This is a genomic window from Knoellia flava TL1, assembly GCF_000768675.1.
Taxonomy (GTDB): domain Bacteria; phylum Actinomycetota; class Actinomycetes; order Actinomycetales; family Dermatophilaceae; genus Knoellia; species Knoellia flava.
Window position 1 is genome coordinate 1 of sequence record NZ_AVPI01000021.1, and the last position, 20,231, is coordinate 20,231.

21 protein-coding genes and 1 pseudogene are annotated in these 20,231 nt (G+C 73.3%); 14 read left to right on the forward strand and 8 right to left on the reverse strand.

The features are described from left to right. A partial coding sequence (locus N798_RS08635) for a PD-(D/E)XK nuclease family protein (RefSeq protein WP_035947806.1) occupies positions 1–1,479 on the forward strand: 1,479 nt, incomplete at its 5' end. Next, positions 1,476–4,778 (forward strand): ATP-dependent helicase, encoded by a 3,303-nt coding sequence (locus tag N798_RS08640; protein ID WP_035947867.1) that lies wholly within the window; start codon positions 1,476–1,478, stop codon positions 4,776–4,778. The genes N798_RS08635 and N798_RS08640, both read left to right, overlap by 4 nt. On the opposite strand, the gene N798_RS08645 is transcribed toward N798_RS08640, so the two are convergent. After that, on the reverse strand, positions 4,744–6,273 hold the full coding sequence (locus N798_RS08645; RefSeq protein WP_084100359.1) for a macrolide 2'-phosphotransferase: 1,530 nt from the start codon (positions 6,271–6,273) through the stop codon (positions 4,744–4,746). The genes N798_RS08640 and N798_RS08645 overlap by 35 nt on opposite strands. 41 nt (positions 6,274–6,314) lie before the next feature. Between N798_RS08645 and nudC the strand changes: the two genes are divergently transcribed. After that, on the forward strand, positions 6,315–7,256 hold the full coding sequence (gene nudC / locus N798_RS08650; protein WP_035947807.1) for an NAD(+) diphosphatase: 942 nt from the start codon (positions 6,315–6,317) through the stop codon (positions 7,254–7,256). 30 nt (positions 7,257–7,286) lie between these two features. Here the strand turns inward: nudC and N798_RS08655 are convergent, their stop codons facing one another. Continuing rightward, positions 7,287–7,547, reverse strand: coding sequence for a mycoredoxin (locus N798_RS08655; RefSeq protein ID WP_035947808.1), 261 nt, complete (start codon positions 7,545–7,547; stop codon positions 7,287–7,289). A 57-nt stretch (positions 7,548–7,604) separates the two neighbouring features. On the opposite strand from N798_RS08655, the gene N798_RS08660 reads away from it, so the two are divergent. From N798_RS08660 to N798_RS08685, 7 genes are all read left to right on the forward strand, one after another. Continuing rightward, positions 7,605–9,800: an ATP-dependent DNA helicase UvrD2 gene (locus N798_RS08660; RefSeq protein WP_035947809.1), complete on the forward strand. Its 2,196-nt coding sequence runs from the start codon at positions 7,605–7,607 to the stop codon at positions 9,798–9,800. A gap of 130 nt (positions 9,801–9,930) precedes the next feature. Next, positions 9,931–10,152, forward strand: coding sequence for a hypothetical protein (locus N798_RS08665; protein ID WP_035947810.1), 222 nt, complete (start codon positions 9,931–9,933; stop codon positions 10,150–10,152). A gap of 142 nt (positions 10,153–10,294) precedes the next feature. After that, positions 10,295–10,582: a WhiB family transcriptional regulator gene (locus N798_RS08670; RefSeq protein WP_035947812.1), complete on the forward strand. Its 288-nt coding sequence runs from the start codon at positions 10,295–10,297 to the stop codon at positions 10,580–10,582. Positions 10,583–10,662: 80 nt separating this feature from the next. Then, a complete protein-coding gene (locus N798_RS18875) occupies positions 10,663–10,794 on the forward strand; it encodes a hypothetical protein (protein WP_268234554.1) in 132 nt (43 codons plus the stop codon). 325 nt (positions 10,795–11,119) lie between these two features. Further along, positions 11,120–11,617, forward strand: coding sequence for a cysteine dioxygenase (locus N798_RS08675; protein WP_052117082.1), 498 nt, complete (start codon positions 11,120–11,122; stop codon positions 11,615–11,617). Then, on the forward strand, positions 11,614–12,051 hold the full coding sequence (locus N798_RS08680; RefSeq protein ID WP_035947813.1) for a rhodanese-like domain-containing protein: 438 nt from the start codon (positions 11,614–11,616) through the stop codon (positions 12,049–12,051). The genes N798_RS08675 and N798_RS08680 overlap by 4 nt, the downstream gene beginning before the upstream one ends. Positions 12,052–12,081: 30 nt before the next feature. Further along, positions 12,082–12,657, forward strand: a complete 576-nt coding sequence (locus N798_RS08685) for an HhH-GPD-type base excision DNA repair protein (protein ID WP_035947814.1) — start codon at positions 12,082–12,084, stop codon at positions 12,655–12,657. Between the two features lie 66 nt (positions 12,658–12,723). On the opposite strand, the gene N798_RS08690 is transcribed toward N798_RS08685, so the two are convergent. The 3 genes from N798_RS08690 to N798_RS18355 form a co-directional block, all read right to left on the reverse strand. Next, the gene (locus N798_RS08690; protein WP_035947816.1) at positions 12,724–14,058 is read right to left on the reverse strand and encodes an ABC1 kinase family protein; all 1,335 of its coding nucleotides are present in this window, start codon (positions 14,056–14,058) and stop codon (positions 12,724–12,726) included. Next, positions 14,055–14,702, reverse strand: coding sequence for a TOMM precursor leader peptide-binding protein (locus N798_RS08695; protein WP_035947817.1), 648 nt, complete (start codon positions 14,700–14,702; stop codon positions 14,055–14,057). The genes N798_RS08690 and N798_RS08695 overlap by 4 nt, the downstream gene beginning before the upstream one ends. A 135-nt stretch (positions 14,703–14,837) precedes the next feature. Then, the gene (locus tag N798_RS18355) at positions 14,838–14,999 is read right to left on the reverse strand and encodes a DUF5679 domain-containing protein (RefSeq protein ID WP_009775774.1); all 162 of its coding nucleotides are present in this window, start codon (positions 14,997–14,999) and stop codon (positions 14,838–14,840) included. A 294-nt stretch (positions 15,000–15,293) separates the two neighbouring features. Here N798_RS18355 and N798_RS08700 point away from each other — a divergent pair, with 294 nt between their 5' ends. Continuing rightward, positions 15,294–15,836 (forward strand): M48 metallopeptidase family protein, encoded by a 543-nt coding sequence (locus tag N798_RS08700; RefSeq protein WP_052117092.1) that lies wholly within the window; start codon positions 15,294–15,296, stop codon positions 15,834–15,836. Between the two features lie 147 nt (positions 15,837–15,983). Here the strand turns inward: N798_RS08700 and N798_RS18695 are convergent. Next, positions 15,984–16,274, reverse strand: a pseudogene (locus tag N798_RS18695) (NUDIX domain-containing protein); the annotation flags it as partial. On the opposite strand from N798_RS18695, the gene N798_RS18700 reads away from it, so the two are divergent. Next, positions 16,206–16,457: a hypothetical protein gene (locus N798_RS18700; protein ID WP_229708333.1), complete on the forward strand. Its 252-nt coding sequence runs from the start codon at positions 16,206–16,208 to the stop codon at positions 16,455–16,457. The pseudogene N798_RS18695 and the gene N798_RS18700 sit on opposite strands and share 69 nt — an antisense overlap. An 8-nt stretch (positions 16,458–16,465) precedes the next feature. On the opposite strand, the gene N798_RS08710 is transcribed toward N798_RS18700, so the two are convergent. Continuing rightward, the gene (locus N798_RS08710; RefSeq protein WP_052117083.1) at positions 16,466–17,923 is read right to left on the reverse strand and encodes a zinc-dependent metalloprotease; all 1,458 of its coding nucleotides are present in this window, start codon (positions 17,921–17,923) and stop codon (positions 16,466–16,468) included. Between the two features lie 88 nt (positions 17,924–18,011). On the opposite strand from N798_RS08710, the gene N798_RS08715 reads away from it, so the two are divergent. Both N798_RS08715 and N798_RS08720 read left to right on the forward strand, forming a co-directional pair. After that, complete coding sequence (locus N798_RS08715) at positions 18,012–18,467, forward strand: molybdenum cofactor biosynthesis protein MoaE (RefSeq protein WP_052117084.1); 456 nt, start codon at positions 18,012–18,014, stop codon at positions 18,465–18,467. After that, on the forward strand, positions 18,464–19,594 hold the full coding sequence (locus N798_RS08720; protein ID WP_229708330.1) for a YlbL family protein: 1,131 nt from the start codon (positions 18,464–18,466) through the stop codon (positions 19,592–19,594). Before N798_RS08715 ends, N798_RS08720 begins: the two co-directional genes overlap by 4 nt. Positions 19,595–19,609: 15 nt before the next feature. Here N798_RS08720 and N798_RS08725 read toward each other — a convergent pair whose 3' ends face one another. After that, positions 19,610–20,146 (reverse strand): PPA1309 family protein, encoded by a 537-nt coding sequence (locus N798_RS08725; protein WP_035947820.1) that lies wholly within the window; start codon positions 20,144–20,146, stop codon positions 19,610–19,612. Between the last annotated feature and the right edge of the window lie 85 nt (positions 20,147–20,231).

Sequence of the window (20,231 nt, forward strand, 5' to 3'; positions counted from 1 at the left end):
CTCGCGGGTGGGGCGGCGGGCGCCCGCGCCGACCGTGACCTCGACGCGGTGCTCGCCATCCTGCGCGCGGCCGCGACCTTCGGCGAGCGCCTGCCGGGCTCCTCGCCGGAGGCCTTCCTCGAGCACGTCCTCGGCCAGGCCGTCCCCGGCGACACCCTGGCCGCACGAGCGCCGGCTGGTGACGCCGTCTCGCTCCTCACGCCCCAGGCGGCCGCCGGTCGTGAGTGGCCGCTCGTCGTCGTCGCCGGTGTCCAGGAGGGGAGCTGGCCCGACCTCCGGCTGCGCGGTTCGCTCCTCGGCTCGACCGACCTCGTCGACGTCTGCCGGGGGCGCGCCGGCGGGCACCGCGCCGCCCTCGCCGCCGTCCGTCACGACGAGACCCGGCTCTTCCACGTCGCAGTGTCGCGGGCCACCCGTCGACTCCTCGTCACCGCCGTCCGGAGCGAGGACGAGCAGCCGTCGCCCTACCTCGACGTCGTCGACCCGCTGCCCGACGAGCTCGAGCGGCGCGAGGTGAGCGACTGGACGCGGCCGATGACCCTCCCGTCGCTCGTCGGCACGCTGCGCCGCGACGTCGTGTCGGACGACCCGGGACGGCGTGGGGCCGCCATCACCGCCCTCGCTCGCCTCGCCCGTGAGGGCGTCCCGGGCGCCGACCCGGCGACGTGGTGGGTGCTGCACGGGCTGTCCGACGACCGCCCGCGCCGGGGCCCCGGCGACACCGTGCGCGTGCGTCCGTCGACCATCGACGCCTTCGGCTCGTGCCAGCTCAAGTGGGCCCTCACGACCGCGGGCGGCGACGGCCCGATGATTGGGCAGCGCGACGTCGGCACGCTCGTCCACGAGATCGCCGCCGAGGGTGACGCCGACGCGGCCACGATGCGCGGGCTGCTCGACGAGCGCTGGTCCCGCCTCGGGCTGCCGCCGGGCTGGGCGACCGATCTCAAGAAGCGCGAGGCCGGCAAGATGCTCGACCGGCTCGCCCGCTTCTTCGACGAGAACACCGCCGCCGGGTGGCGACGGCTCGCCGCCGAGGAGTCGATGCGCGTCGAGCTCGGACGCGTCCAGCTGCGAGGCAGCGTCGACCGGCTCGACGTCGGCCGGGACGGTGGCGTGCGCGTCATCGACTACAAGACCGGCTCGAGCAAGCCCCGGACCGACGACGTGCCCCGTCACGCCCAGCTCGGCGCCTACCAGCTCGCCGTGACGTCGGGTGCCTTCGGGCACCTCGGCGTCGAGCCCGTGTCCGCCGGTGCTGCCCTGCTGCACCTCGGCAAGGCGGCCAACCAGAAGACGACGATCCAGGTCCAGCCACCGCTCTCGCGCGACGAGGACCCGGGGTGGGCTGAGGAGCTCGTCCGCGGGACGGGAGCGGCGATGGCCGGCGCGACGTTCACGGCGACCCCCACCGACGAGGTGTGCCGCACGTGTCCGGTGCGCAGCTCCTGCCCGGCGCAGCCCGAGGGGAGGGCCCTGTGACCCTCGCACCCGCAGCGGTCCGCTGGTCGGCCGTCGACGTCTCGCGCGCCATCGGGCTGCCGCACCTGCCGACGCCGGAGCAGACGGCCGTCATCGAGGCGCCCCTGCGGCCACTGCTCGTCATCGCGGGCGCAGGCTCGGGCAAGACCGAGACGATGGCCGCTCGAGTCGTGTGGCTCGTCGCCAACGGGCTCGCCCAGCCCGACGAGGTCCTCGGACTCACCTTCACGCGCAAGGCGGCGACCGAGCTCGCCGAGCGCATCGGCAACCGGCTCGCCCAGCTCGAGCGGGTCGGCCTCTGGACCCCCGCCGCCGAGGACGGGGCCCCCGCGCTCGGGGCTGCGGTCTCCGTCTCCACCTACCACTCGTATGCCGGCCGGCTCGTCCGCGAGCACGGCCTCCGCCTCGGCTACGAGGCCGACACCCGGCTCCTCTCGGAGGCTGCTGCGTGGCAGACGGCCCACGAGGCGGTCTCCCGCTACGACGGACCGATGGACGGCGTCGAGAAGGCGGAGTCGACGGTGACCGCCGCCGTCGTCGACCTCGCCGGCGAGATGGCCGAGCACCTCCAGTCCCCGGAGTCGGTCGCCGCGCACCTCGACGAGGTGATCGCGCACCTCGAGGGCATGGAGCGCGGGGACACGAGGAAGAAGGTCCACCCCGCGCGCGGCGAGCTCGACAACCTGAGGCTGCGGCGCGCGGTGGTCCCGATCGTCGAGGACTACGCCCGGCTCAAGCGGTCCCGCGACGCGATGGACTTCGCCGACCAGATGGCCCTCGCCGCCCGGCTGGCCATGACCTTCGACGACATCGGCGCCATCGAGCGCGCCCGCCACCGCGTCGTGCTGCTCGACGAGTTCCAGGACACGTCCGAGGCCCAGCTCGCCCTGCTCAAGGCGCTCTATGCCGCACCGGGCGAGACCTCCGCCGTCACGGCCGTGGGTGACCCGCACCAGTCGATCTACGGCTGGCGGGGTGCGAGCGCGACGACCCTGACGAGGTTCGCCGACGAGTTCGCCGACCCCGAGCCCGCTCGCCAGTGCGACCTCTCGACGAGCTGGCGCAATGACGCGGCGATCCTCGACGTCGCCAACCACGTCGCGGGCCCGCTGCGCGCGACCTCGCGCGTGCCCGTGGAGCCGCTCGCGGCCCGTCCCGCAGCGGGCGTCGGGTCGGTCGAGGCAGCGCGCCTGCTCACCTCCGCGGACGAGGCCGACCACCTGGCGCAGTGGCTCCTGGCGCAGCGCGCCCGGGGCCCGGTGAGCGCCGCGGTCCTGTGCCGCAAGCGTGCCGAGTTCGCCACCGTCACCGCAGCGCTCGAGGAGCACGACATCCCGCACGAGGTCGTCGGTCTCGGTGGCCTCCTTCTCACGCCCGAGGTCGAGGACGTCGTCGCCCTGCTCCACGTCGTCCAGGACCCCTCCCGAGGCGACCACCTCGTGCGACTGCTGTCCGGACCGATGATGCGGCTGGGCATCGCCGACCTCGATGCGCTCGCCGCCTGGTCGCGCGAGCAGCAGCGGCGCCGTGGCGGCTCCGTGGCCCGCCACGAGCGCGACCTCGCACCCGACGCCGCCGACGCGCCCAGCATCGTCGAGGCGCTCGACTCGCTGCCTCCCGCTGGCTGGGTGGGAGACGAGGGGGAGCGGCTCTCCGACGTCGCGACCGCCCGGCTCGCCGGTCTCGCGTCGACGGTCCAGCGGCTCCGCGGGCTGACCTTCCTCCCGCTCGCCGACCTCGTCCTCGAGGCCGAGAAGGCACTCGGTCTCGACATCGAGGTCCTGGCGCGGCCCAACTACACCCCGGCGACCGCCCGGGCCCACCTCGACGCCTTCGGCGACGTCGCCGCACAGTTCTCGAGCAGCGCCGACCGGCCCACGCTCGGTGGCTTCCTCGACTGGGTCAAAGCAGCCATCGACGAGGAGCGCGGGCTCGACCGCGGCTTCGCCGACTCGACGCCCGACGCCGTCCAGGTGATGACGATCCACGCCGCGAAGGGTCTCGAGTGGGACGTCGTCGCCGTGCCCGGCATGGTCGAGAGCACCTTCCCGGCCCACAGCCTGCACACCTCGTCCTTCAAGGACGGCACGTGGCGGATCTCGGATCCCAAGGACAAGGGCTGGCTCGCGGGACTCCAGGACGGAGGACTGCCCTACGCCCTGCGCGGGGACCGTGACGGCCTGCCGGACCTCGGCTGGCGCAGCGCCGACGGCTGGGACGAGCTCGCCCGCCGGCTCGAGGACTTCGCTGTCGCCGGCGGACGCCACGCGGTCGCGGAGGAGCGGCGCCTCGCCTACGTCGCGGTGACCCGGGCCCGCCACGCGCTGCTGCTCACCTCGAGCGTCTGGGGCCGGCCGAAGACGCCGCGCGTGACGTCGCGCTTCCTCGACGAGGTGGTCGAGGTCGCGGAGTCGGGCACGGCCGGTGACGCGGTCCGTCGTGGACCGTGGGCCGAGATGCCGGAGCCGCCCGACGACGGCACGGTGCTCCTCAAGCCCGGGTCCGAGGACGGCGCCGAGTTCCACTGGCCTCTCGACCACCTTGCTCACCGTCGTCGCCGCGCCGAGCCTGCGGCCAGAGCGGTCCGTGACGCCGTCGAGCGGGGGCCCGAGCCGGCCGCCGACGGGCCCTGGGGGCGTGAGCTGCGCGTGCTCCTCGCCGAGCGCGCCGCCCGGGCCGCCCGTCACGGTGACGCCGTCGAGCTCCCGTCGCACCTGTCGACCTCGGCGCTCGTCTCCTTCGCGGCCGACCCCGAGAGGTTCGCCTCCGAGCTCCGGCGCCCGATGCCCTCGGCGCCTGCGCAGGCAGCCCGTCGCGGCACCGCGTTCCACGCCTGGGTCGAGGAGCACTACGCACGAGCGGCGATCGTCGACATCCTCGAGCTCCCCGGAAGCGCCGACGAGGACCCTCTGGGTGACGACGAGCTGCCGGCCATGCGGGCGCGCTTCCTCGACAGCCCGTGGGCGACCCGCGAACCGGCCGAGATCGAGACCTCGCTCGAGACCGTCATCGACGGGGTCGCGATCCGTGGCCGCGTCGACGCGGTCTTCCGCGACGTCGAGGGCGCCGAGTGGGTCATCGTCGACTGGAAGACCGGAAGCCGGCCGACCGGTGAGGTGGCGCGCGTCCGCGCGCTCCAGCTCGCGGCCTACCGGATCGCGTGGGCGCGTCTGCGGGGGATCGAGCCCGAGCGGGTGCGCGGCGCGTTCTACTACGCCGGCACCGGCGAGACGGTCTGGCCGGACCTCGCCGACGAGGCCGGGCTCAGCGCAGTTCTGGAGGCAGTTCCTCGTCGGTGAGGTCGTCGTCGTGGGTGACGTCCGCGTCGTCGACGGGTCGCACGGCAGGACGCTCGGTGAAGGAGCGGGGGGTCCACGCCACGTCGTCCTCGTCGTCCTCGTCGACGGGCTCGGCGGCGCCGGCCGGTGCGCTTACGGAGTCGTCGGAGTCGGCCGCAGCCTCGTCGCCGTCGTCCATGGCGTGCACGGATGTGTCGCGTTGGAACGTCCCGGCCGCGCCGGTCTCGGCGCCGTCGCTTCCGGTGCCGACTCCGGGGTCGCTTCCGGCGTCCTCGCTCGCAGGACCGTCCGGCCGGGTCGGTGCGGTTTCCGCATCGACGCTCTCGGAGACAGTGGCCTCCGGCTCGTCGGTCGCGGTGTCGTGAGCAGGGTCGTCGAGCTCGACGTCGTCGGACCGCGCGCCGTCCGACACGGTGTCGACCGATGCGGGGTCGTCCGTCGAAGATGACGTCGGGGGAGTGATGTCGGTGTCGTCGTCGTCCTCCTCCGCGACGACCGGCGGTGGGGTCGTGCGGCCGCGCAGCGCCACCGGGGTGAGCGAGCCACGGTGGTAGTCGTCGCCGGGTTGCTCGGCGTGGACCTCGTCATCGAGCCTGCGCAGACGTCCCGAGAGCCCCTCGACCGCCGCCGCGTCGCCCCGGGCGTCGGCACGCATGAGCTCCGCGAGGATGCCGAGCTCGGAGGCGAGCCGCGCCCGCACGACGAGGTTGGCGTCCGGGCGCTCGACCCGAGCGTGGGCATAGGCCTCGAGCACCGTCTCGAGGGCGGCGGGGTCGGCCTCCTCGACGAGCGCGGCGAAGTCGTCGGCAGGGTCCGCGACCTTGGCGTCCTCCCAGCCGGTGATGCCCCGGATGCGCCCGGTCGAGGAGTCGCTGTCGTCCTCGAAGACCGCGAGCACCTGGTCGCCGGTGAGGTCGCCGTGCACGCACGTCGGCGCGAACCGCCACAGAGCGACGTCCTCGAGTGCGCGCTCCCACCTCGCGAGCAGCGCGGTGGGGACCCGTCCCGACTCGGCCGCGCGGTCGAGCTCGGTGAGGCGCCGCCGTCGGTAGGAGTCGGTGTCGTAGGTCGGCATCCCGGCCTCGTCGAAGAGCCGGACGTCGGTGTTGTGCAGCGCGGCGAGCGCCCGGCCCAGCTCGGCCGCCGGCCCCGGCCCCGCCGGGAGCTCGTCGAACGCGAGGTTGTGGCCCGGCAGGTAGGGATAGATCATCGCCCGGCCGCCACCCTTGAGCTCGACGAAGCCGCGCGGCGACGGAATCGTGAACGGCAGTCGGCGGGCGAGCATCTGGAGCAGGGTCACGGTGAGGTCCATGCGGGCGCCGGCGGCCTCGCTGCGAGGGGCGCGAACGACCCACCGACGGTGCTCACTGTCCTGCACGAAGGCGACGTCGTAGTCCTGGTCCGGGACGCTTGGCAGCGCCTCGACGCTCACCGGGTTCAGCCCCGGCACGCCGGCACTGGCCAGGGCTGCCAGGAAGGTCGGTGTGCGCTCCACCCGTTCACCGTATGCCGTGGGCGCGCTCTAGGGTGGGCAACGTGGCCCGAGCAGCGAGTCTTCCGTCCCTGGCCCTCTCCCGCGGCAGCCTCGAACGCCGGAGCGACCTCCGCTCCGAACCCGGCCTCCTCGAGACCCTGCTCGGCGACCCGTCGACCCGTGTCGTCGAGCTCGTCGACGGTCGTGCGCTCGTCCGTGAGGACGCGGACGGACACATCGCCCTCACCTACCGGTCACCAGTGCCCGCGGACGCAGGCCGGTTCGTCGCCTATCTGGGGCACGACGCCGAGGTGGGCGGGACGGCATACGTGCTCTCGGTCGCGGAGGCGGCCGACGCGAGCGGTGACGACTCCGCGCGGCACGGGCTCCGCAGCGTCGGCGCGCAGATGGGCGACCTCGACGCAGGCGTGCTGACGACGGCCACCGGGCTCGCGAACTGGCATGCGCGACACCGCTTCTGCCCGCAGTGCGGGGCTCCGACCGAGCCCGCACAGGCCGGCTGGATCCGGGTGTGCCCGAGGGACGGCAGCGAGCACTACCCGCGCACCGACCCCGCCGTCATCATGTCGGTCGTCGACGAGCACGACCGCCTGCTGCTCGCCCGTGGTGTGGGCTTCGCGGCCCAAGGGATGTCGGTGCTGGCCGGGTTCGTCGAGCCGGGTGAGAGCCTCGCCGCCGCCGTCGCCCGCGAGGTCCACGAGGAGGTCGGCGTGCGGGTCACCGACGTCACCTACCTCGGCGACCAGCCGTGGCCGTTCCCGTCCTCGCTCATGGTCGGCTTCACCGCGCGCGCCCTCTCGACCGACCTCGTCCTCCAGGAGAACGAGATCGAGGAGGCGCGGTGGTTCGACCGCGACGAGCTGGCCCGCGCGGTCGCCGACGGGTCGTTGCGGATCTCGCGGCGGATCTCCATCGCGCGTCGGCTCATCGAGCACTGGTACGGCGAGGAGATCGACGCCCCCGAGGTGACGTTGCGGGGCTGACGCCCGTCGGCGGGCCCGGAACGCGGGCGCTCAGGCGCCGAGGCGCTGCTTGACCTCGCCGATCGAGGGGTTCGTCGCCGCCGAGCCGTCGGGGAAGACGACGGTCGGGACGGTCTGGTTGCCACCGTTGACCTGCATGACGTAGACAGCCGCGTCCTCGTCGCGCTCGATGTCGACGACGTCGTAGGCGATGCCCTCGCGGTCCATCTGCGAGGAGAGGCGCCGACAGTAGCCGCACCAGCTCGTCGAGTACATCGTCACGGTGCCCGCAGCGGGGGTCTGGGTGCTCATGGGTCTCCTGTGGAAGGCGTGGACGGACGGTCGGTCCCGACACCTAGGATCGCACCGATGTCCTCCCTGCCCGCATCCCCGTCCGCCGACGCCGTCCTCGACGGCCTCGACCCGGAGCAGCGCGAGGTCGCCGCCAACCCGACCGGCCCCATGGTCGTCCTCGCGGGCGCCGGCACGGGCAAGACCCGCGCCATCACCCACCGGATCGCGTATGCCGTCCTCTCCGGCGCGCAGCAGCCGCAGCGCACGCTGGCGGTCACCTTCACCGCGCGTGCGGCAGGGGAGATGCGCACCCGCCTGCGCGACCTCGGGGTCGGCGGCGTGCAGGCGCGCACCTTCCACGCGGCCGCGCTGCGGCAGCTCCACTACTTCTGGCCGCAGGCCATCGGCGGGGCCGCCCCCGAGGTGATGCCGCACAAGGCCGGTGCCGTCGCCGAGGCCGCCGGGCGGCTGCGGATGCGCTTCGACCGCACGGGTATCCGCGACCTCGCCGCCGAGGTCGAGTGGGCGAAGGTCAGCATGCTTACCTCCGAGACCTACGCGGCGGCGGCCCGCGCCGCGGGCCGAGAGGCCCCCGGTCTCGACCTCACCGCCATGGCCCGCGTCCTCGCCGCCTACGAGGAGGTCAAGGCCGAGCGCGGGGTCATCGACTTCGAGGACGTGCTCCTCGTCCTCGTCGGGATCCTCGAGGAGAACGACACCGTCGCGCGGGCGGTGCGCGAGCAGTACCGCAGCTTCGTCGTCGACGAGTACCAGGACGTCAACGCGCTCCAGCAGCGGCTGCTCGACCTCTGGCTCGCCGACCGCCACGACATCTGCGTCGTCGGTGACCCGGCACAGACGATCTACTCCTTCACGGGTGCGTCGCCGGCCCATCTCCTCGGGTTCCGCTCGCGCCACCCCAAGGCGCGCCAGGTCGAGCTGGTCCGCAACTACCGCTCGACTCCCGAGATCGTGGGGCTCGCCAACCTCGTGCTGCGCTCGCCCTCGGGTGGTCGGCGCAGCGGCTCGGTCGTCCTCGAGGCACAGCGCGAGACCGGCCCGGCACCGACGCTCGTCAACCACGACGACGACCCCGCCGAGGCAGCGGCGGTGGCCGCGCAGATCGCCGACCTCGTCTCCGGCGGCACGGCCCCCGCAGACATCGCCGTCCTCTTCCGCACCAACGGCCAGTCCGAGGTCGTCGAGTCGGCTCTCGCCGAGCGCGGCATCCCCTACCTCGTCCGCGGGGGTGAGCGCTTCTTCCAGCGCAAGGAGGTGCGTGACGCCGTCGTCCTCATCCGCGGCGCCGCGCGCTCCGACGACGGGTCGGTGCCCCTCCCCGAGCTCGTCCGTGACGTCCTGCTCGGCGCCGGCTGGTCGCGCGAGGTCCCCGTCGCCGGGGGAGCGGCGCGCGAGCGGTGGGAGTCGCTCGCCGCCCTCGCGGCCCTCGCCGACGACCTGCACTCGGCCGACCGTGAGGCGCGCATGCCGGCGTTTGTCCGCGAGCTCGACGAGCGCATGGCCGCGCAGCACGCACCCTCGGTGCAGGGCGTCACCCTCGCCTCGCTCCACGCGGCCAAGGGCCTCGAGTGGGGCACGGTCTTCCTCGTCGGCTGCTCCGACGGCTACCTGCCGATCACCATGGCCGACACCCCCGAGGCGATCGAGGAGGAGCGCCGCCTCCTCTATGTCGGCGTCACCCGGGCTCGCGACCGGCTCGTCCTCTCGTGGGCCGGCGCCCGCACGCCCGGCGCCCGGGCGACGCGTCGTCCCTCCCGCTTCCTCGACGGGACGGCGAGCATCCTCGGCGAGGGCGCCCGCTCCCAGCCCAAGCGCTCCTCTCGCGTCGGCGGATCGGGCGGGTCCGGCGGCCGGGGAGCCAAGGTCGTGCGGCGCAGCACCTGCCGAACCTGTGGCAAGGACCTCGAGTCCGCGGGCGAGCGCACCGTCGGTCGTTGCTCGACGTGTCCCGCGACCTACGACGAGGCCGTGTTCGAGAGCCTGCGTGAGTGGCGTCTGGCGACCGCGCGGGCGGCGAGCGTGCCGGCATACGTCGTCTTCACCGACGCGACGCTCACCGCGATCGCCGAGCAGGCGCCGAGCGACGTCGCCGGCCTCTCCGCGATCAGCGGCGTCGGGCAGCGCAAGCTCGACCTCTACGGAGCCCAGGTGCTCGCGATCCTCGGTGGCGCCACTCCCGCCGACGCCATCGACGGTGCAACAATTTTTACGGACCAATCCGGTTCTGCCGCAACGGAATCCGGCGCCTGACGGCACTTCCGGGGAAATCAACTCATTAATTCCGTTGCACGCCCTCCGAGCGCTCCCCTAACCTGATCTCACATAGCACGACGAACGTCGTGCCCAGACAGACCTACTGAGTGAAGGAGGGTTGGCCGCTATGGAGACCACGAAGAGCATCGCGACGGACTACACCGTCCCGTTCCGCACGCGTGAGCGCCAGGGCGCACTGCCGACCCTTGCCCCCATTGCCTCGGTTCAGGGGACCACTGTGTCCGCTGCCGGCATGGGTGCCCCGCTCGGCGCCGGTGTCCGCGCCGATGCCCCCTTCGGCTTCACCACGGGTGATCTGTCCGCCTCCTGTCAGGCGTCGCCGCTGTAGTCCACAGCGCGATTGGCCTCCAGGCCGCGGAACCCACCCGGGATCCGCGGCCTTTTTCGTTGTCCGTCGATCCACCGACCACCACACAACCGACGCAACACAACCCCCACCCCGACCGGGTGGGAGAAGGAGGTGACACCCCGTGCAGCTGACCGACCTCATCGACGCGCAGGAGTGCACTGCAGAACTCGGTGACTCCGTGCCCTGTCGCGAGAACGACGCGGAGATCTGGTTCGCCGACACCCCCGCCGGAGTCGAGTTCGCCAAGGCGCTCTGTGCGACCTGCCCCATCAGGGAGGCCTGCCTCGCGGGTGCCCTCACCCGGCAGGAGCCCTGGGGCGTCTGGGGAGGCGAGCTCTTCGAGCAGGGCGTCGTCATTCCCCGCAAGCGGCCCCGTGGCCGCCCGCGCAAGGAGACCGTCGCCGCATGAGCGGCAACCCGCAGCACCCGATCGACACCGTCGACCGGCCCCAGACCTCATGACCACCCACCTGGATCCTTGGAGGAACCATGTACCGCAGGCGAATGCACCAGGTTCGTCGCCAGCTGCACGAGCGCAACGTGCACGAAGCACAGCGCAAGGCGCAGGCGCACCTCGAGCGCGAGCGGATGCTCGCCGAGGTCCGCATGATCGTGCGATGAACGACCAGGATCGGCGCCGCTCCCACGCCGGGGGCGGCGTCGTTCCATGTCCGGACCCGGCGTGGCCGACTCCCACCCCCGTCGTATGCCGTCCGCTGACCACGTCCTGAGACGCGCGCCATCCGTGGTGGACGCGTCGGTGCCGCCGTGGTTCGCTCGTCCCATGTCGTCGACCGCAGCCGCCCGGACCCTCCCGGTGATGCCCGCTGCCGTCATGTGCTGTCGCTGTTGCCGCTGACGCGTTCCCTCGTTCGACACCCGTCACCCGCACCCAGCACCCGGTCGCCCCCGCCCGCGACCTCCGACGACATCCCCGGAGACACCCATGACCCTCGCCCGACCCGCCTCGGCCCTGCCCGGCGTCAACACCTTCACGCCCGTCCAGCTGCTGCGCGTCGCGCGGCTCTTCGCCGCCGACCCCGAGCTGCCCGACCTGCTGCCCGAACGCGCCGAGGAACCCGGCGGGCGCCGGTGGCACCAGCTCGCGCAGACCCACCACCTCCAGCTCTGGGTCATCGAGTGGCCCGTCGGTGCCGGCACCGGCTTCCACGACCACGGGGGCTCGCGCGGCGCCTTCACCGTCGTGCGCGGGGCGCTCACCGAGCGCCAGCTCGTCCACGGCGACCTCCACGAGCGGATCCTCACCGAGGGGGAGGGACGTGCGTTCGGTCCCAAGCACCTCCACGACGTCACGAACGAGGGCGAAGTCACCGCGCTCAGCGTCCACGCCTACTCGCCCCGGCTCGACCAGATGACGCACTACGACCTCGTCGACGGCGCCCTCGTGCCGTCCGGCGTCGAGCAGCGGGGAGTGGGCTGGTGACGGCCCAGCAGGCGACCCACCAGCCGGGGACGGGCATCGACGAGCTCCTCGCGCAGGCGCGCAGCCGGCTCGACCGGCTCTCGGCGCGCGACGCCTGGCGCGAGGTCCGCTCCGGCGAGGCATGGCTCGTCGACATCCGGCCCGCGGCGCAGCGGGCGGAGGAGGGCGAGGTCGCAGCTGGCCTGTCGCCGCTCGTCGTGGAGCGCAACGTCCTCGAGTGGCGCTTCGACCCGCGTCAGGACGTCGCGCTGCCCGGGGTCGACTTCGACACCCGCGTCATCGTCCTGTGCCAGGAGGGCTACACCTCGAGCCTCGCCGCCCATGCCCTCCGCTCGCTGGGGCTCGACCGCGCGACCGACGTCGTCGGCGGGTTCGCGGCGTGGCGCGGCGAGGGCCTGCCGGTCGCCCGCACCGCCCACCGCATCGGCGCCTGACCCCGTCGACCCGCGTCCTAGGCTGGGGCCATGCCCACGCTGACGATCGCCCAGGACCCGGCCGCCGACAAGGTGCTCAGCGAGGACCCGTTCGCGCTCCTCACCGGCATGCTCCTCGACCAGCAGTTCCCGATGGAGCGCGCCTTCGCCGGACCTGCCAAGGTGCTCGAGCGGTTCGGCACCCTCGACGTCTCCGAGATCGCCGCCGCCGACCCCGAGGGCTTCGCGGACCTCTGCGCCACCCCGCCGGCGGTGCACCGCTACGGCCGGTCGATGGCCGCCCGCATCCAGGCGCTCGCGACCGTCGTCCGCGACGACTACGCCGGCGACGCCAGCCGCATCTGGTCCGACGCGTCCTCCGGTGCCGAGCTCCTCGCCCGGGTCAAGGCGCTCCCGGGCTTCGGCGAGCAGAAGGCCAAGATCTTCGTCGCCCTCCTCGCCAAGCAGCTCGGCGTCCGTCCCGAGGGCTGGGAGAAGGCCGCCGGTGCCTACTCCGAGTCCGGCAGCTTCCGCTCGGTCGCCGACGTCGTCGACGCCGAGTCGCTCCAGAAGGTGCGCGACTTCAAGAAGTCGGCCAAGGCGGCGGCCAAGGCCGCAAAGGCCTGAGCCGAGCCGGTCCCGCGAACGCGGGCCACCGGCATACGCGCGTCATTCAGACGGTATGCCGTCCGCTCACCGAGGCGGTGGCAGCGCGTCCTCGTCGACGCCCGGCACGTGTGCGAGGACCATCTCGCGCATCGGCACCGTCCCGCCGACCTGGCAGAGGACGCCGATGCAGCCCAGCCACACCCGGTGGATGAGGAGGTACTCGGGCGGCAGGTTGAAGCGCAGCCCGACGAGGAACTCCTCGCGTCGCGGGTCCTGGATCGTCGCCGACACCGAGCGCAGCCAGCTGCGGCTGAAGGTGAACGACTCGTGCTCGAGCGGCTCGACGAACGTCTGGAGGTAGTGCAGCAGCGCGGTGTCGGAGACCTCGACGCCCGGACGGATGAAGCCGGCCCGGCGGAGGACTGTCCCGAGCGCGGCCTCGTCGCCGGCGAGCGTGTGGGTGATGAGCTCCCCGAGGGAGTCGGGCATGCCGTTCGGCAGCCGGTTGACCGCGCCGAAGTCGAGGACGCCGAGCCGGCCGTCGGGCGTGATGCGGAAGTTGCCGGGGTGCGGGTCCGCGTGGAGGAGGCGTGCCCGGTTGGGGCCCCGGAGGAGGAACTCGAGGTAGAGCGAGGCGGCCTGGTCGCGCTCGGCCGGCGTGCCGTCGGCGATGACCTGCGACAGCGGCCGCCCCTCGACCCACTCGGAGACGATGACCTGCGACGAGTGCGCGAGGACGTCGGGGACGAACGCCTCCTCGTCGTCGCGGAAGGCCCGGGCGAACGCCCGCTGATGGGTTGCCTCGAGGTCGTAGTCGAGCTCCTCGCTCATGCGCTCCTTGACCTCGTCGAGGATCGGGCCCATCGCGATGCCGGGGATCCAGGCCCCGGCGAGCCGCGCCACGCGCGAGAGCTGGTTGATGTCGGAGAGCAGCGCCTCGCCGGCCCCGGGGTACTGCACCTTGACGGCGACCTGGCGCCCGTCGCGCCACACGGCCCGGTGCACCTGCCCGATGGACGCGGCGGCGACGGGGCGGTCCTCGAAGGACTGGAACTTCGACGTACGCCAGCGCGGGCCCAGCTGGTCGGCGAGGATCGCGTGCACGCGCTCACCCGGCATCGGGGGGGCGGCGTCCTGCAGCTTGGTGAGCGTCGCGCGGTAGGGCCCGGCGAGCTCCTCGGGCATCGCGGCCTCCATGACCGACAGGGCCTGGCCGAACTTCATCGCCCCGCCCTTGAGCTCGCCGAGCACGGCGAAGAGCTGCTCGGCCGTGCGCGCCTGGAGCTCGGCCGCGATGGCCTCCGCCGGTGCGCCCCCGACCCGTCGACCCAGGCCCACGGCGGCCCGACCGGCGTGCCCCAGCGGCAGGCCGACGAGCTTGGCCGTGCGGGAGAGGGAGCGTCGGGGGATGTCACTCACCCCGCCATTGTGTCGTGACCCCCTGACGCCCGTGCGCGGACTCCCGAACCCGTGCCCGATGAGGACGGCCTGCGCGCCCGCGACGGTGAGCAGGACGCGCACAACGGGTGGCGCTCCCAGTGCCGGTGGGTCACGGTCGGGCCGGCGACCTCGAGCTCGGTCGACACCCCCACGAGTCGCGTGGCACCGGCGACGGCACCGAGCGCGACCGTCGCCGTCACTGCGGCGGTGAGGACGCCGAGACCACCGGGCGGGAGGGCGACGGGGTCGAGGGCGAGGCGGCTGCTCGGCAGGGCGCCCACGGCGTCGAGGTCGTGGGCGGTGAGGGCGTGACAGCGCCAGCACGCGCCGCCGCCCGGCGCGACGAGGGGGCCCACCGTGGCGACGTCGCCGTCGCACGTCACCGGCAGGTGCAGGATCCCGGCCCGGTGCCATGGCGCGGTCGCCTCGACGTTGACCGTGCGGGTGGCCACGAGCACGACCGCAGCCGGGCGCTCGCGAGGGCTCGTCGCCATGAGGGCCTCGGCCGCGTCGGCCGCGAACGGCCCGCCGTGGACCCGGGCCGCACCGGTCAGGCGCAGCTGGCGGCTGATCTCGTCGGGGAGGCCACCTCGGCCGTCCACGACGATGAGCGGCTGTGGCATCGGTGCCTCCGGATCGTGGGGTCCGGCCAATCTCGCACAGCGCCGGTCCCGCGCCGATCCGTCATCCACAGGGCCCGGACGCGCTGCGGCCCCCGGTGACGAACCGGGGGCCGCGAGAACGAGAGGGCGGGAGGGTCAGGCCTTGCCGAGGATGCGGTTGAGGTTCGTGCCGCACACGGGGCACTTGCCCTTGGCCATCCGGCGCCCGTTGTCGGAGACGACGACGTTGCCCTCGGCCTCGCGCTTCTCCTTGCACTTCACGCAGTAGAACTCGCCCTTGTAGGTCTCGTCAGCCATTGCAACTCCTTGGTCGTGGTGCCGCGGATCAGCGGCGATGACGGTTTCACCCTAGACCGCACGAGCACGCATTCGTGCTGAGCGACGCTCGTCCCACGCGGGCGTGGCGGGGGGTTTGTCGCAGGTCAGACGCCTCATGCGTCTCTCCGGCCACACCCGCCTCAGTGGCCCCACCGGCGGCTCGCGGGCACGCTCCCGACGACACCGAGCGTATGCCGTCCGGCCCGTGCCCGAACAGCCGCCTCACCGCGCGCCACCGGGGCGTTGTCAGGTCCAGGCCCTACCGTGGTGCGCGTGAGCACCGAGGACATCGAGGTCCGGCGCAGCCACCGACGCCGCCGCACGGTGAGCGCGCGCCGTGAGGGCGACCGTGTCGTCGTCCTCATCCCGGCGTCGATGTCGCGCGCCGAGGAGCGCGTGTGGGTGGCCCGCATGGTCGAGCGCCTCGAGGCAGGGGAGCGGCGCCGCCGTCCGAGCGACCTCGACCTCATGGCCCGCGCCACCGAGCTGTCCGAGCGCTACCTCGGGGGACATGCGCGTCCGCGAAGCATCCGGTGGGTCAGCAACCAGCGCTCGCGATGGGGCAGCTGCACACCGTCCGACGGCTCGATCCGGCTCTCCGACCGGCTCCAGGGCATGCCCGGCTACGTCGTCGACTACGTCATCCTCCACGAGCTTGCGCACCTGCTCGTCGCGGGTCACAACCGCGACTTCTGGACGCTGTTGCGCTCCTACCCCAGGCTCGAGCGTGCCCGCGGCTTCCTCGACGGGGTCGCCCTCGCCAAGGGGATCGACGTCTCCGACGAGGACGACGACGTCGAGGGCGCCACCGCCTGACCGCCGCGGCCCAGGACCCTGCTCAGAGGCCGAGTGTGCGCCGCGTCGCGGCGACGAGGGTGGAGATCTCGGCCCTCGACCCTGCGGGAGCCCGTCGGTCGGCCACCAGGCCACGTCGAGCGACTCGGCGCTCGTCACCGGGACGGCCTCCCGGTCGACGACGGCGGCGAAGCGCACGTCGAGGTGCGACCGGCACCAGTCGAAGTTCCCGCTCAGCTCGTGGTGGTCGAGCTGCACGACGACGGGGTGCGGCGTCACGTCCGCGATCCCCGACTCCTCGCGCCCCTCGCGGGTCGCGGCGGCGAGCAGGGTGGCGTCCGTCGACTCGAGGTGCCCACCGAACTGGAACCACTCGCGTGCCCTCCGGTGGTGCGTGAGCAGCACGTGGCCGGCGTCCGGCGTGATGACGAGGCAGCTCGCGGTGAGGTGGTCCCGCACCCCCGCCTTGGCGACCGTGGCCGGCCCGTCCTCGAGATGCGCGAGGTATGCCGTCCGCAAGGCTTCCTGCCCCGCGTCCGGGGGAGTCCACGCAGCGAGCACCCGGACGACGTCGGCGTGGAGGTGGGCGAAGTCCCGCACCACATCGGTGTCCTGCGAGGCCTGCTCCTGCTCGGTCGGTGAGCCGCCCGTCATGAGGTGAGGGGCCCGCCGGGCTCACCCTTGCCGGGCTCGCCGTTGCCGGGCTCACCCGACCCGGTGTCGCCGCGCAGGAGTGCGTCGAGCTCGGCGTCGAAGTCGTCGCCGGCACCGGACGCCTTCTGCCGCTCGACGTAGCCCAGCGGGTCGTCGAGGTCGGCCGCGTCGGGGGCGACGTCGGGGTGGGCCCACGCCGCGTCACGCGCCTCGGCCCCGCCGGAGGCCTCGAGCGCCGCGAAGAGGTTGGCGGCGTCGCGCAGCCGGCGCGGTCGCAGCTCGAGCCCGACGAGGGCCGCGAAGGTCTTCTCGGCAGGGCCGCCGCTGGCACGCCGACGACGGATCGCCTCACCGAGCGCCTCGGCCTGGGGGAGGTGGGGGGAAACCGCCGCAGCGGTGACGACGTCGACCCAGCCCTCGATGAGGGCGAGGAGGGTCTCGAGGCGGGCAAGCGCCGCCTTCTGCGCCGGGGACTGCTGCGGGGCGAAGAGACGGCCGGCGAGTGCCTGCTGCATCGCCTCGGCGTCCGTCGGGTCGATGGAGCGCAGGCCCTCCTCGATGGCGTCGGTGTCGATCGTCGTGTCGCGGGCGTAGTCGCGCACGGCCGCGAGGACCTGCGGGCCGAGCCACGGCACGGCATGGAAGAGCCGGGTGCGGGCGGTCTCGCGCACGGCGAGGTGGAGGCGGGCCTGCGGCTCGTCGATCCCGAGTCCCTCCGCGAACGCGGCCACGGCCTGCGGCATGAGGACGACGTCGGGGGCGGGCACGAGGGGCAGCGAGACCTCGCCACCGGTGAGGACCTCGCCGGCGAGGGCGCCGACGGCCTGACCGAGCTGGACCGAGAACATCGAGCCCTGCATCCGCCGGAGCATCGGCGCCATCTGGCCCATCATCGCGGCCGGGTTGGTGCCCGGCGGGACGAGGCCCTCGGGCAGCCCGCCCTCGCCGAGGTTCCCGAGCTGCTTGGTGAGAGCGGCGCCCATGGCGTCACCCACACCCACCGCGATGGGGTCGACGAGCTCGCGCCAGACCGGCATCGTCGCCTCGACCCACTCGGCGCGGCTCCAGGCGCGACCGACGAGACCGGAGTGGTCGAGGTCGGTGACGCTGTCGAGCCAGAGGTTGGCGACGTCGACGGCCTGACGGGCATCACTAGCCACCTCGCGCGTCACCGACGGGTCGCCCTCGGCCGCGATCGTCCTGCGCGCGATGTCGGTCGCCACGGTGGCGTCGACCGAGCCGCTCTCGTCGGCTCCGGCGAACATCGCCTGCACCTGGCCGGCGACCATCTGCAGCATCTGCGGGTCGACGTCGGCGAGCCCCATGGACCGCATCATCTCGACCATCTGGGGGTCGAGGTCGCCCCCGCCGGTGAGGCCGCGGAGGACCTGCTCCAGCTCCGGCGGGAGGCCCGTGCCCTCGGGGTCGTCGGGGCGGTCGTGCGATTCGGTCAAGGCGGGGCTCCTGGGGCGGCAGTGAGAGGATGTGGTCTCATCAGTACCCAACCACGGATGGCCCGGGGATAGTTCCGAGGAGGAGCGCGTGCAGCACGAGGTCAGGAGCGACAGCACCGCAGTCGGCGTCGTCGCCCTCGCCGAGATCCGCGAGTCCGCGCTGTCGCTGGACGAGGTCGTCGAGAGCGTGCGCCACCCCTCCTGCGGTGGCATCACCGTCTTCCTCGGCGTCGTACGCGACCACGACCGCGGGCAGGAGGTCTCGGCGCTCGACTACTCCGTCCACCCGAGCGCCGAGGAGCGTCTCCGCGAGGTGACCGAGACCGTCGCGGCGCGCTCCGGCGCGGTGCGGCTGGCTGCCCTGCACCGCAGCGGCCACCTCGACATCGGCGACGTCGCCGTCGTCGTCGCCGCGTCCGCGGCCCACCGCGACGCGGCCTTCGGCGCCTGTCGCGATCTCATCGACACCCTCAAGGCCGAGGTGCCGATCTGGAAGCACCAGCACCTCGGCGACGGAGGCACCGAGTGGGTCGGCCTTCCGTGAGCGGTGACGATGTCGCCGCGCCAACGCGCGGCGACGACCAGTACGCGCCGCACGAGCTCGGCGCGGCCACCTCGTCGAACCCGTATGCCGTGAGCCGCCGCAGCTCGGGGATGCTCACCACGCTCTTCCTCGCCATCGTCGTGGGAGCGGCCCTGTCGTGGATCCCGCTTCCCTACGTCGTCTTCAAGCCCGGCCCGATCGTGAACACCCTCGGGCAGATGGACGGCAAGCCGATCATCGAGATCAAGGGCGCCACGGCATACCCCGCGAAGGGCCAACTCGACTTCACGACCGTGCGCGTGAACGGGGGGCCGGGGGTGCGCGTCAACGTCTTCGACGTGCTCAAGGCCGCGGTCCTCGAGGACCAGGAGGTCTACGACCGCAAGGAGATCTATCCCGAGGAGTCGACGGCCGAGCAGGTGCAGCAGGAGAGCGCCGCCGAGATGGTGGACTCCCAGGAGGTCGCCGCCGCGATCGCCTTGCGCGAGACCGGACGCGTCGTGCCCGAGCGGGTCGTGGTCTCCGAGGTGCCCGACGGTTCGCCGGCCAAGGGCGTGCTCGAGCCGGGTGACGAGATCGTCTCCGTGGCCGGGACTCCGACGCCGGACGCGGCCGCGGTCCAGGCGGCGGTGCGGGCACAGAAGGCCGGGACCTCCCTGTCCGTCGTCGTGAGGCGCAAGGACGAGCAGAAGACCGTCTCGGTGACGACCCGTGACGTGCAGGGCAGGACGGTCGTCGGTGTCCTCCTGGGCCGTGACTACGAGCTCCCGGTCGACGTCACCATCACGGCGGGTGATGTCGGCGGACCCTCGGCGGGGACGATGTTCACCCTGGCGGCCTACGACCTGCTCACCCCGGGCGACCTCACGGGAGGCAAGCGCATCGCCGGGACGGGCACGATGGAGGCCGACGAGTCGGTCGGCCCGATCGGTGGCATCCGGCAGAAGCTCCACGGCGCGCGGGACGGGGGTGCGGACTACTTCCTCGCGCCCGCCGACAACTGCGACGAGGTGGTGGGACACGTCCCCGACGGGCTTGAGGTCGTCAGGATCGGGTCGTTCAAGGATGCGCTTGGCGCCGTCAAGGCCATCGCGGCAGGCAAGGTCGACACGCTCCCGCGCTGCTGAACCGGGGCAGCGGCGTCAGTCGGTGAAGGTCGAGCGCAGCGCCGCCACGAGTCCGGGCGCGATGTCGCTGCCGGTCGCGACCCGGTCGTCGCTGTCGTGCTCGCGCTGGCGCAGGAGGCAGATGCTGCGTCCGTCGCGAGTCACTGCGGCGAGCAGCCGCACGTCGCGACGGTCGGGGTGGGCGGCCAGTGCGGACACGGCGGCGTCGCGGTCCTTGGGCAGGTCCCGCTCGGCCTCCGGCGGGACGACGAGCCGCTCGACGACGATGGCGCAGCCGAGGACCGTGTCGGGCCAGGCGATCCGGCCGAGCAGGTTCTCGATCGACTCGGACTCGGGCAGGTCCTCCTGCTCGATGGCCGTGAGCGCCCCGTCTATCTGGTCCGAGACGGACAGACCCGCCGCGAGCTGCGGCTCGCGAGCGACGAGGTCGGCCGTCGACACGAGCGCGAAGAGCCGCGGCGGCTGGTCCCAGCCACCTGACGCGACGTGCCGCTCGGTGTCGAGCGCGGCCAGGGAGAGCGGGTCGGTCACGGGCTGCGAGGGGCGGGTCACGGACCCATCGTGCCGCACTCAGACTCGGGAGATAGGTTGGCCCCTCAGCCCGGGTGCGCCCGGGGCGGTTTCCCGAGCTGGAGTC